Raw genomic sequence first — 11,807 nt, forward strand, 5'->3', positions numbered from 1 at the left:
AAGGTAACGGATCATACACATAGGAGACATGACAGCAATGAAAAAGGGAATTATACTAACAAGGAGGACGTAAAACCGGGGAATGTCTGATATTCAATGCAGAAATCATTCGGATTCAGGCAATAAAATCCATTGAGCATGAAATTCATATTTTCATGTTCAGCAGCTTTTTTATCGCATATTTCAAGAGAAAAAGGAAAAAAAGGAAAGTTTACTTGTATGCTATTAATATTTTTACCTATATTTGCATCGAAATATTTCCGTTACCTTTAAAGTAACATTCATCTAAGCATACTATTTATCAACAGTTTACACACATACAACTAGATAGTCTTGAAGTTCATCACGTAAGAATAATTCAACCGATTTACTTTAGTTCTTTCTGACAGTTCGAAGCCTTTTAAATAGATTTGTGTTGTTTTGATAGATTTGTGTCCCAATGATTCACTTATCATTTCGATAGGAACTCCACGATATTTTGCCGTAGTAGCCCATGAATGACGGAATGTATAAGAGGTTACAGAGGAGCGAATACATAACTTTCTGGCTAAACTCTTCAAATCATTATTGAAACAACGTAAAGCAGATTGGTATTCTTTATAACCCGCCTCATCACTCCTCTTATTCTTTCCACTCAATATGTAAAACAGATAATCCGGATGTTCGGGAAGAACTGTTGTATGCTTATTGCGAAGTTGTGAAATGATAGTTGCTGCCGAATCCAATATTTCTACGTTCATAGGAATACCGGTTTTGGCACGGTTGTACTTCAACATATTCCCTTCCAAATTTGACTTTTCCAAATAGGCAAGATCGACAAAAGGCATTCCGCAAAATAAAAACAATAAGTTGGCAATAGCTTGTGTCCGACGCAGCTTATCAGATTGTGGGTCTTCGTTAAGTAACGTATGAAGTTCGTTTATAGGAATAGCTTTCTTCTGACGAGTGTCTATCCCAGTGAACACATCACGAAACATACGATGAACGTATGGGGTCTGATGCATATCTACTCCCCTATTGTATATGCAGCGCAACATCCGCATATAGGTAGAAATGGTATTAAGCCTCAAATGGCAATCCATAAGATAGCTGCTATACCTCTTTAAATTTCCACGGGTGATCTGTCTGAATGATACACCCGCAGTGCCACAAAACATAGTGAAAGAGCGAAGCGCACTTTCATAAACATGCGCAGTGGCATAACGCCCTTCTTGCCGCAAACACTTAATATAATGTTTTGCGCATACGGTAAATCCGTCTTTTCTCATATTATTACTATTAGTTTAAAAATGAATTCGATAATACGAGAATTTAAACAAATTTCCAAACAAGAAGGTGCTTTTCTATAGTTTTCTTATATTGTTTTTAGTAACCTTATACAATCTGATATAAAGATGCTGCTGTATCCAGATAGTTAATAAAATCTACAATCTTGTATGGACGAATAACAAGCTGCTTTTTATCCTTAACCCAGTCTATCTGATTCTCAGAATCAACAAATATACTTGGTGCCAGAAACACACATTGGAAATTTTCACATTCATATTTTTCTCTAAGCTCCTTTAAATGTCTCGCAATAGGCCATACTTCCATCATTGTCTGCTGACGCCCTTCAGACATTGTGACTTCCACCAATATACTGTTAGAAGCCTCGAAACACTCAATATCTCCAATATCCCCACCAGCCGTAGAGGTTGGCAGACCTTCATCGTCACATGGATAATTGGGAATTACCTCAACAGCAGGCAGTTTTGACTTAATAGCAAGGGCGGTCAGGAACTCTAATCTTGCCGGAGCTGCAATAAACCTTAAAATATTGTGGCTTGATGATGTTTTTTTCGCCAAATGGGTAAGTTCTTTTTTAATAGAATCCCATGAGTAATCACCCACGAGTTTAGCTAATTTATCAGCTGCGACATTTTTGGGGATTTCGACAGCTTTTAATGCAAACAATGCATCATCAATGTCTGACATATAGTCAAAATATTCTTCTTTTGAAGTGTACTTGCGATATGTGGCATAATTAGCCAGTATATAATTTATCTTATCATCTTCATTATGGTTAATGTCGATAAATCGACCACCCCCTCTAAATGATATAAGTCCTGTCATTCTCATTTTGCGGACAAATTCATCGGGATATTCGGACACAATAGAGTCAAGATCAAATTTCTTGAATCCCCCAAGTATTTCGTTTACACATATATCCTCTATCACTTCATTTGAAGGATTGTACCTATGTTCCTTTCGCAGAAGTTTAATACGCTGATACAAAGATTCCGCATCATTATCTTTCCAAAAGATAACTAAAGGTATCTCCTTATATGAGATTCCCGAACCATTATAATCTGGATCAGAGTTTAACTTCTTTATAACTTCAAGCAATAATATCAGTGGAATATTATCATTTAATTCACAAATAAACGGATTGCATCTTTGTTGCTTGGCAAAAGCTTGCATAAATGCAATTTGCTCATTCTGTGGATTTACAATCTCGCGAGATATTGCTCCTGAATCTATTTCAATGGATACAGTATCTGCAAGATAGTTACCTGTTTGAGAGAAGTTTATAGGCTTTCCCCATTCATAATATACAAAGCCCAGAACTTTCATCAATTTGAATTGTGTGTCAAATCGACTCGGCCACCCTTTAGGAAACCCTGCTTCTTTATGTCCCTTTATACTTTTGTTGACTTGGGGATCATTCTGCTGATACACATCTTTCGTTTCTTCATCTGTTAATGGTTTGCTGGCTAATTCCCCGTTCTTTGTTGATTTCCACTTATCCTGAACTGTTTCCGGGCGCTTCATTGGTCGATACAAGCCAACCTTAAACAGTTCTCTCTCGAACAACTCGACTGTTTTATTATTAAGTATCCGGCCATTGAATCGTTTAAGTATGTGCATGAAATCTTTAAAACGCTCAGGATTTCGTATCGTAGTCGTGTAAAGCAACGGCTTATATTCAGGTTTTCTAGGCATATTAGTAATTTGTGATTAATACTTCGCTAATTTGTTTTGTTGAATTGTCGTGATAGCTTATATAATTACTCTTTATCGGATGAACATTGTACTTGCATGCCCAATCTATAAACAGATTGTTACATCGACCTTTGTAATGAGTAACATTCGATATAGCGAACCGAATACGTCGTTTGTTTAGGCTATCCAATAATTGCAACAACTCAATTTCATCTTGCTCATTCCATAACTTATTATATTCACTAAATGTGATAAGATATGGCGGGTCTAAATATACAAAATCTTTTTCAGACAACCTTATTTTTTGTAGGAAATCTTTATAATCGATATTAAACCATTTAGGTTTTTTGGATATTACTTGCATGAAATATGCCTCTAGAGCATTTACTACATTAGCATTAAAATCAACATTGCCTACAGGAAGATTGAAGTCTCCATTTTTATTGAATCGTAGCATTCGATTAAATCCATATATCAACAGAAGATACAAAACATATAAATCTGCTACCGACGATTCATTAAAATCCCTTTTCATCTGCCCATACGCTTCTTTGTTATATTTAGCATAGTATGTTTTTTTATACTGTTGCCTAAGTTCTATCGGGATACGATCTTCCTTATATGAATATGATAGTCCATACTCAGCGATAAGACTTTCTATTCGACTAAAAAATTCAGTTCGTTTATTGGCAGATTTACATAAAAATTTGTGTAGCGCAATTACATTTACATCTATATCATTCAGGTAAAATTTCCGAGCGTCAATATTCATAAATACCGACCCTCCGCCAACAAACGGTTCAACGAATTTCTCTATGTCGTCAGGGAAATACGAGCTAATTTCTTCAATGAGCTTATATTTGTCTCCAACATAGAAAAAAGGTGATCTTACTATCTTTTTTTTCATTGCCCTACTTCCGTGATAAATAATAGTTCCTTGTGCTTTGCAAAATTAGTCTTACCTGCATTAAAATATCTGTGATCGCAATCATATATCTTTGTAGTACCGCGTTCTTCTAAAATGGATTTAATCTGCTCTAATGTAATCTTGTTTTTTGATGACCCGCTTTTTGATTCGTATGTATTATTGTATGATACGACAATATACTTGACGTTCAATTTACTTATAAGATCCCGAAATGCAACGGGAGCACTAGAGGTACAATATGCACTCATATTTTGTGCTTTAGGCTTCATCGCTACACCAAACAATTCAGGCTTCTCCCAAGTTACCAGATTTTCGTAAATATGATAAAATCTACTATATTGACGAGAGTTATAAGGCGGGTCAATATATGCAACATCTGCCGTGATGTTTTCAGCAAGTATATTGGAGTCTTCTCTAAAGATTTCTACACACTGAGGATCAAGTGGTCTAATAAGTTGTATGGATAAAGGATGATACAGGATGTTTTTTTTGATGTATGCATCAAAATGCCCTACTGTATTTGCTATTTTATCAATACTATATATTAAAGAGGTCAATAGAATGGCATATTCCTTATGCGTCAATGCCACTTTCCTCTTTTCGACATCCTCCCTTATATGACCTATCAATTTGGAGTTCTTGTAATCAAAGAACTTATCTCCGAAATTATCCGAAAAGTAATTGTCTTCAATAGTGTCAGGATTTATATTATTATAATACTCTATGATTGAATGAAGTTTATTCATATCATAAGTTCCGGAACCAAAAAAGGCTTGATATATAATATTGTTAGATGACAGAAAGTCATTCATTATTATTCTCTTTGCATAAGGTATCGCAGCCTTGGAAACAGATGCGGTTCCCGCAAAGACATCAAAAAATGATTCAAACCCTCCTGTATGCTCGTTGATTATATTCATAATCCAAGGGGTTAACTTTGCTTTATTTCCAATATATCTACGACTCTCCAAATCAAACATCTTATACCCCAAAAGAGTGACATCTATATCAGTTCGATTATAGACTTCTTGTAATGACAATTTCAATTCCTCACGAACATCTTTTGAATACTGACTCAATGACTCCATTTACTTTACACGTTGACAATTTCTGTCAAAGGTAAAACGAATATTTGAATGCAGCTAATTTTCGAGCATAAAAAAATGAGCACGGAGACTAAGCCAATTATCCTTTTTGCAATATTTTTATAAAAAAAGCCGCCCCTGAAAAAACAGAGACGACTTCTTCTACTTATTATATAACAACTTATTATATTACTTATATTCCGCCCAACTCTTGATAGCAATATCATCAATGCTCATTGTACAGAAAGCATTAATAAATGCACTAGCCAAACGGGCATTCGTTATCAACGGAACATTCAGGTCGATAGCCGCACGACGGATTTTATATCCGTTGTCCAACTCTCCGGCTGTCAAATTCTTCGGAATGTTGACTACCATATCAATCTTTTTACTATGGAGCATTTCCAAAGCTTGCGGATGTCCTTCTTCACTCGGCCAATAAACATGAGTACTCTCAATACCGTTTTCGGCAAGCGCTTTGTGCGTACCGCCCGTAGCAAAGAGTTTATATCCTTTATTTACCAACATACGGGCTGCGTCTATCATATCGGCTTTCTGTTTCATTGTACCTGTAGAAAGCAGGATATTCTTCTTCGGAATGCGATAACCTACGGAAAGCATTGCTTTCAGTACGGCGCAGGAAGTATCCATACCTATACAACCGACTTCACCGGTGGAAGCCATATCTACCCCCAACACCGGGTCGGCTTTCTGCAAACGGTTGAAGGAGAACTGGGAAGCCTTGATTCCAACATAGTCCAGTTCAAAAAGATTCTTTTCCGGTTTTTCGACAGGCAGGCCAAGCATTACTTTCGTTGCCAGTTCGATAAAGTTTATCTTCAATACCTTGCTGACAAACGGGAAAGAGCGGCTGGCACGCAGGTTGCATTCGATCACCTTGATATCATTATCTTTTGCCAAATATTGGATATTGAACGGACCGGAAATGTTCAAAGCCTTGGCAATCTCACGGCTGATACGCTTGATGCGGCGAACCGTCTCCACATATAACTTTTGCGGCGGGAATTGAATGGTCGCATCACCGGAGTGCACACCGGCAAACTCGATGTGCTCACTGATAGCATACGCTACGATTTCTCCATTTTGAGCCACGGCATCCATTTCCACTTCCTTGGCATGCTCAATAAACTGACTTACTACTACCGGATGTTTCTTCGATACATTGGCTGCCAGTTTCAGGAAACGTTCCAGTTCTTCCTGATTGGAGCAAACATTCATCGCGGCACCCGAAAGCACATAAGACGGACGGACAAGTACAGGAAAACCGACCTCGTCAACAAATTCATTGATATCATCCATAGAAGTCAGTTCACGCCAACGCGGCTGGTCTACACCAATACGGTCGAGCATGGCAGAGAATTTCTCGCGATCCTCAGCGTTGTCAATGCTTTTGGCACTTGTACCAAGAATATTGATATTTTGTGCATCCAGGCGCAATGCCAGATTATTCGGAATTTGTCCACCGGTAGATACAATGACGCCATGTGGATTTTCGAGTTCCAGAATATCCATTACGCGTTCGAAAGTCAGTTCATCGAAATAGAGGCGGTCGCACATATCGTAATCCGTAGATACGGTTTCCGGATTATAGTTAATCATAACGCTGCGCCACCCTTCCTTGCGAATTGTATTCAATGCCTGAACACCACACCAGTCGAACTCAACCGAAGAACCGATACGATAGGCACCGGAGCCTAGTACGACGATAGATTTATGGTCACCCAGATAATGAACGTCATTTGCTACGCCACTATAAGTAAGATATAGATAATTAGTTTGTGCCGGGTATTCGGCAGCCAGAGTATCAATTTGTTTCACAACGGGAAGAATACCCGCACGTTTGCGATGATTACGGACATAGAGAATGCCGTCTTCCATATCACCTTCATAACCAATGGCACGGGCAATCTGGAAATCGGAGAAGCCTTGCACTTTCGCTTTCTTCAGCAATTCTCCCGGCAAGTCGGTAATCTGTTTGTGATTGTTTCCCCAACTGTGCAGCTCTTCGGAAGTCTGCATAATGTTCATCAGTTTCTGAAGGAACCACTTGTCAATCTTTGTCAGTTCATGTACCTGATCGATTGTGTATCCGGCACGGAATGCTTTCGATATTACAAAAATACGTTTATCGGTCGGCTCACGAAGTGCTTTGTCAATATCAGAGATAACCAGTTCTTTGTTTTCCACAAATCCGTGCATTCCCTGTCCTATCATACGAAGACCTTTCTGGATCGCTTCTTCAAAAGTACGACCGATAGCCATTACTTCACCGACTGATTTCATTGAAGAACCCAATTCTTTGTCTACCCCATGGAATTTACCCAAGTCCCAACGAGGAATTTTACAGACCACATAATCCAGAGCAGGCTCGAAGAAGGCGGAGGTCGTTTTTGTTACGGAATTTTTCAAATCGAAAAGTCCGTAACCCAATCCTAATTTAGCGGCAACGAAAGCCAGCGGATAGCCGGTTGCTTTGGAGGCTAAGGCTGATGAACGGGAAAGACGGGCATTTACTTCAATCACCCGGTAATCTTCGGATTCCGGATCGAAAGCGTATTGTACGTTACATTCGCCCACGATACCGATATGGCGAATGATACGAATAGCCAATTCACGAAGTTTATGATATTCTTTGTTAGTAAGCGTTTGAGACGGAGCAATAACGATAGACTCACCGGTATGGATACCTAGCGGATCGAAATTCTCCATATTACAAACAGTAATACAGTTATCGAAGCGGTCGCGCACTACTTCGTATTCCACTTCTTTCCAGCCACGGAGTGATTTTTCCACCAATACTTGTGGGGAGAAGGAAAAAGCCTTTTCTACCAGAATATTCAGTTGTTCCTCGTTATCACAAAAACCGGAACCCAAACCACCCAATGCATAAGCAGCACGAACAATCACCGGATAACCCAGTTCTTTTGCTGCACGACGAGCATCTTCCGCATTTTCCACGGCTTCGCTCTTGATAGTCTTTACATTGATTTCATTCAGTTTCTGCACGAAAAGTTCACGGTCTTCGGTATCCATAATAGCTTGTACCGGAGTACCGAGTACCTTTACATTATATTTTTCAAGGACTCCTTCCTTATATAAAGCCACACCGCAATTCAAAGCGGTCTGACCGCCAAATGCAAGCATAATGCCTTCGGGTCTCTCTTTCTGAATCACTTTCTCTACGAAGTACGGAGTCACCGGCAGGAAGTAAATCTGATCTGCCACTCCTTCGGAAGTCTGTACCGTAGCAATATTCGGGTTGATGAGAATCGTTTCAATCCCCTCTTCTTTCAAGGCTTTGAGTGCCTGCGAACCGGAATAGTCGAACTCACCGGCCTCACCGATTTTTAGGGCACCGGAACCCAGCAGCAATACTTTCTTTATATTTTCTTTCATAATTGTCGGTTATTTAAGCAGGTTTACAAATTCATCGAACAGAAATTCCGTGTCCGTAGGTCCACTGGCAGCTTCCGGGTGGAATTGTGCCGAGAACCAAGGATTCGTCTTATGTTTAATTCCTTCGTTAGAACCGTCATTCATATTGATGAAAAGCGGCTCCCAATCTGCTCCTAACGTATTATTATCTACGGCATAACCGTGATTTTGGGAAGTGATGAAACATCGTTCCGTACCTACCATACGCACAGGCTGATTGTGGCTACGGTGTCCGTACTTCAGTTTATATATTTTGGCACCTCCGGCTTTCGAGAGTAATTGATTACCCATGCAGATTCCGAAGATAGGAAGTTTTTCGTTTTTCATTGCCTTGCGGATATTTTGCACCGCAGCATCACAGGTATCCGGATCGCCCGGACCATTGGAAATAAACAATCCGTCAAATTCGAGTCCATTGAAGTCATAATCCCAAGGGACACGAATCACTTCAACATCACGTTTCAGCAGACAACGGATAATATTAGTCTTTACACCGCAATCCACCAATACCACTTTCCTTTTATCCGCACCTTCATTATAGCGAATCACTTCCTTGCAACTTACTTTATCTACATAGTTAACGCCTGCATAAGTAGCTTCAAGAACATTGTCCGGTTCATCGTCAAAAACAATCTTTCCCAACATCACGCCATGTTCGCGGAGTACTTTAGTCAGTTCGCGGGTATCAATGCCTGTGATGCCGGGAACCTGCTCACGTTTCAGCCAGTCGCCGAGACTTTCAACAGCATTCCAATGACTGTATTCGTAAGAATAGTCACTTACGATAATCGCTTCCGCATGAATCTTCTCACTTTCCATAAAAGTAGCGAGTCCGTTCGGTTCGATTGAAAAAGGGGGAACTCCGTAATTTCCTATCAACGGATAGGTAAGAGTCATCAACTGTCCGGCATACGAAGGGTCAGTGAGACTCTCCGGATATCCGGTCATGGCAGTATTAAAAACTACTTCGCCCGCCACCGGCTTCTCGTAGCCAAACGACTTGCCGGAAAACCGGCTCCCGTCGTCAAGGATTAATGTCACATTTCTCATTCTTATTTTTGAATCGTTGTATGATTGTCAGAATTGATACAGTTGCTCTATGTAATTGATGAATGCCTGATTCACCATTTTCACGCCACCCGGCGTAGGGTAATTGCCGCTAAAGTACCAGTCGCCCCGATGATTGGGACAGGCTTCATGAAGCCCTTCCAATGGCTGGTAGACGATTTCCACTTTAGCTTTCGTTCCCTTCGGAGTCAATAGTTCTACCATTTTGGCGGAGATTTCCTCATCCGTGAAAGGTGCATATATTTCTTTTACATAGTTCACCATTTGCTCTTTCGGCAAACCTATCTGATCTTTGGATTTCCGGTAGGCAGACGCAATTATATCTTTCATATCCCGCTCTTTCAGCAATTCGACAGCAGCTCTGAAAGCAATAAACTCACTCATCTTTGCCATATCGATACCGTAATAATCGGGATAACGGACCTGTGGGGAAGAAGAAACGATAACAATCTTCTTCGGACCAAGACGGTCGAGAATACCGATAATACTTTGCTTCAATGTTGTGCCACGCACAATACTATCGTCAATAATCACCAGATTATCGACACCGGAAACAAGGCTTCCGTAAGTGATATCGTAGACATGAGCCGCCAGATCATTTCGGCTGTTTCCTTCGGCAATAAACGTACGGAGCTTGATGTCCTTAATAGCCACCTTTTCACTGCGGATACGGCGGGAAAGAATAACTTCCAGTTCCTCCATATTCGGATTATGACCTAATGCAGCTATTTGCTGCACTTTTTCTTCATTCAGATAGTCATCCAGTCCCTGTAACATTCCGTAGAAAGCAACTTCGGCGGTGTTGGGAATAAAAGAGAAAACGGTATGGTCAAGATCGTTGTTGATAGCTTTCAAAATGTTCGGCACGAGTTTCTCGCCGAGCCGTTTCCGTTCCTTGTAAATATCGACATCACTACCACGGGAGAAATAGATACGCTCGAATGAACAAGCCTGTTTCTCACGAGGTTTGTTTATTTGTGATGTCCGCAGTTTACCTTCTTTACTAATCAATAATGCCTGTCCCGGTTGCAGTTCTTTAATATCTTCTACAGGGACATTAAAAGCTGTCTGAATGACCGGACGTTCGGAAGCCAACACTGCAATCTCTTCATCCTGATACCAGAAAGCAGGACGTATCCCCCACGGATCACGTATTGCAAAAGATTCACCGCTTCCGGTCAGTCCGCAAATGACATATCCCCCGTCCCATTCACGGCTGGAGGTACGCAATACGTTAGCCAAATCAATATGCTCTTCTATATAGTTGGTGATTCCCATGCCTGTAAGCCCTTCGGCCTCGGCAAGGTTGAACACACGTTCCACTTCACGATCAAGCCGGTGCCCCACTTGTTCCAACATGATATAGGTATCAGCATACTTACGGGGATGTTGTCCAATGGCTGTGATACGGGCAAAAATTTCATCTACATTCGTCATGTTGAAGTTACCGCAGAGAGCCAAGTTCTTGGCACGCCAATTGTTTCTCCTCAAAAACGGGTGCACATAAGAGATACCGGATTTCCCGGTTGTCGAATAACGCAGATGCCCCATATACGTTTCACCCGCAAAAGGTAATGTACGTTTGGCAAACTCTGCGTCATGCAATTGTTCGGAAGTCAAATCCTTGAAATTATTCTGTACATTCTCAAAGATTTCCGTAATGGCACCGGAACCTAAGGCACGTTCGCGAAACATATATTCTTCACCCGGATTGGCCTCCAGTTTAACACAAGCCAGTCCCGCACCTTCCTGCCCACGATTATGCTGCTTTTCCATTAGCAGATAAAGCTTGTTCAGACCGTACATCCACGTTCCGTACTTCTTCTCGTAATACTCCAGCGGTTTAAGCAGGCGTATCATGGCAACGCCACATTCATGTTTCAATTGTTCCATTTATACAAATCCAAATTACCTGTTATAAGTTACAAGTTTTACTCCACTGTTACTGATTTAACCAAATTCCTGGGCTGGGCTACATCCATTCCCTTGCAAACCGCAATATGGTAAGCAGGCAACTGAAGAGGTACCGTAGTAATCAACAGATCGAGGCATTCGATTGTTTCGGGAAATTCGATACTACAATCGGCGATTTTGTTGATGACTGTATTTCCTTGGGCTCGAAGTTTTCCTTTGAGAACAACATAGTTTTCGATGATACTTCAGCCCTTTTATTAGGCTGGGAAAGGCTTTTCTTGTACCAATATAGCCTACCATTCCACGCACATTATAGCGTTTTTATTTTGGTTGCAAATATACACATTTCAAATAACATAAAGATAATAAATCCG

General features: G+C 40.4%; 7 protein-coding genes and 1 pseudogene. All 8 read right to left on the reverse strand.

All coding sequences use genetic code 11. From position 1 onward, the window contains the following. Positions 1 to 323 precede the first annotated feature (323 nt). Positions 324 to 1,268, reverse strand: a complete 945-nt coding sequence (locus CGC64_RS14250) for a tyrosine-type recombinase/integrase (protein WP_005681223.1) — start codon at positions 1,266 to 1,268, stop codon at positions 324 to 326. Between the two features lie 106 nt (positions 1,269 to 1,374). Beyond that, entirely contained in the window at positions 1,375 to 2,982 is a 1,608-nt protein-coding gene (locus CGC64_RS14255) for an AlwI family type II restriction endonuclease (protein WP_005675693.1), read from the reverse strand. Position 2,983: 1 nt separating this feature from the next. Continuing rightward, positions 2,984 to 3,889, reverse strand: a complete 906-nt coding sequence (locus tag CGC64_RS14260) for a Dam family site-specific DNA-(adenine-N6)-methyltransferase (protein ID WP_005675692.1) — start codon at positions 3,887 to 3,889, stop codon at positions 2,984 to 2,986. Continuing rightward, on the reverse strand, positions 3,886 to 4,998 hold the full coding sequence (locus tag CGC64_RS14265; protein WP_005675691.1) for a DNA adenine methylase: 1,113 nt from the start codon (positions 4,996 to 4,998) through the stop codon (positions 3,886 to 3,888). The genes CGC64_RS14260 and CGC64_RS14265 overlap by 4 nt, the downstream gene beginning before the upstream one ends. Before the next feature lie 186 nt (positions 4,999 to 5,184). Further along, positions 5,185 to 8,412 carry a carbamoyl-phosphate synthase (glutamine-hydrolyzing) large subunit gene (carB, locus tag CGC64_RS14270; RefSeq protein ID WP_005675690.1) on the reverse strand — a complete coding sequence of 1,076 codons (3,228 nt, stop codon included), beginning with the start codon at positions 8,410 to 8,412 and terminating at the stop codon, positions 5,185 to 5,187. A 9-nt stretch (positions 8,413 to 8,421) separates the two neighbouring features. Then, positions 8,422 to 9,501 carry a glutamine-hydrolyzing carbamoyl-phosphate synthase small subunit gene (gene carA, locus CGC64_RS14275; protein WP_005675689.1) on the reverse strand — a complete coding sequence of 360 codons (1,080 nt, stop codon included), beginning with the start codon at positions 9,499 to 9,501 and terminating at the stop codon, positions 8,422 to 8,424. Between the two features lie 27 nt (positions 9,502 to 9,528). Further along, complete coding sequence (locus tag CGC64_RS14280) at positions 9,529 to 11,412, reverse strand: amidophosphoribosyltransferase (protein WP_005675687.1); 1,884 nt, start codon at positions 11,410 to 11,412, stop codon at positions 9,529 to 9,531. 38 nt (positions 11,413 to 11,450) lie between these two features. After that, positions 11,451 to 11,630 (reverse strand): annotated as a pseudogene (locus tag CGC64_RS14285) (hypothetical protein); the annotation flags it as partial. Positions 11,631 to 11,807: the final 177 nt, after the last annotated feature.

Source organism: Bacteroides caccae (genome assembly GCF_002222615.2).
Lineage (GTDB): Bacteria > Bacteroidota > Bacteroidia > Bacteroidales > Bacteroidaceae > Bacteroides > Bacteroides caccae.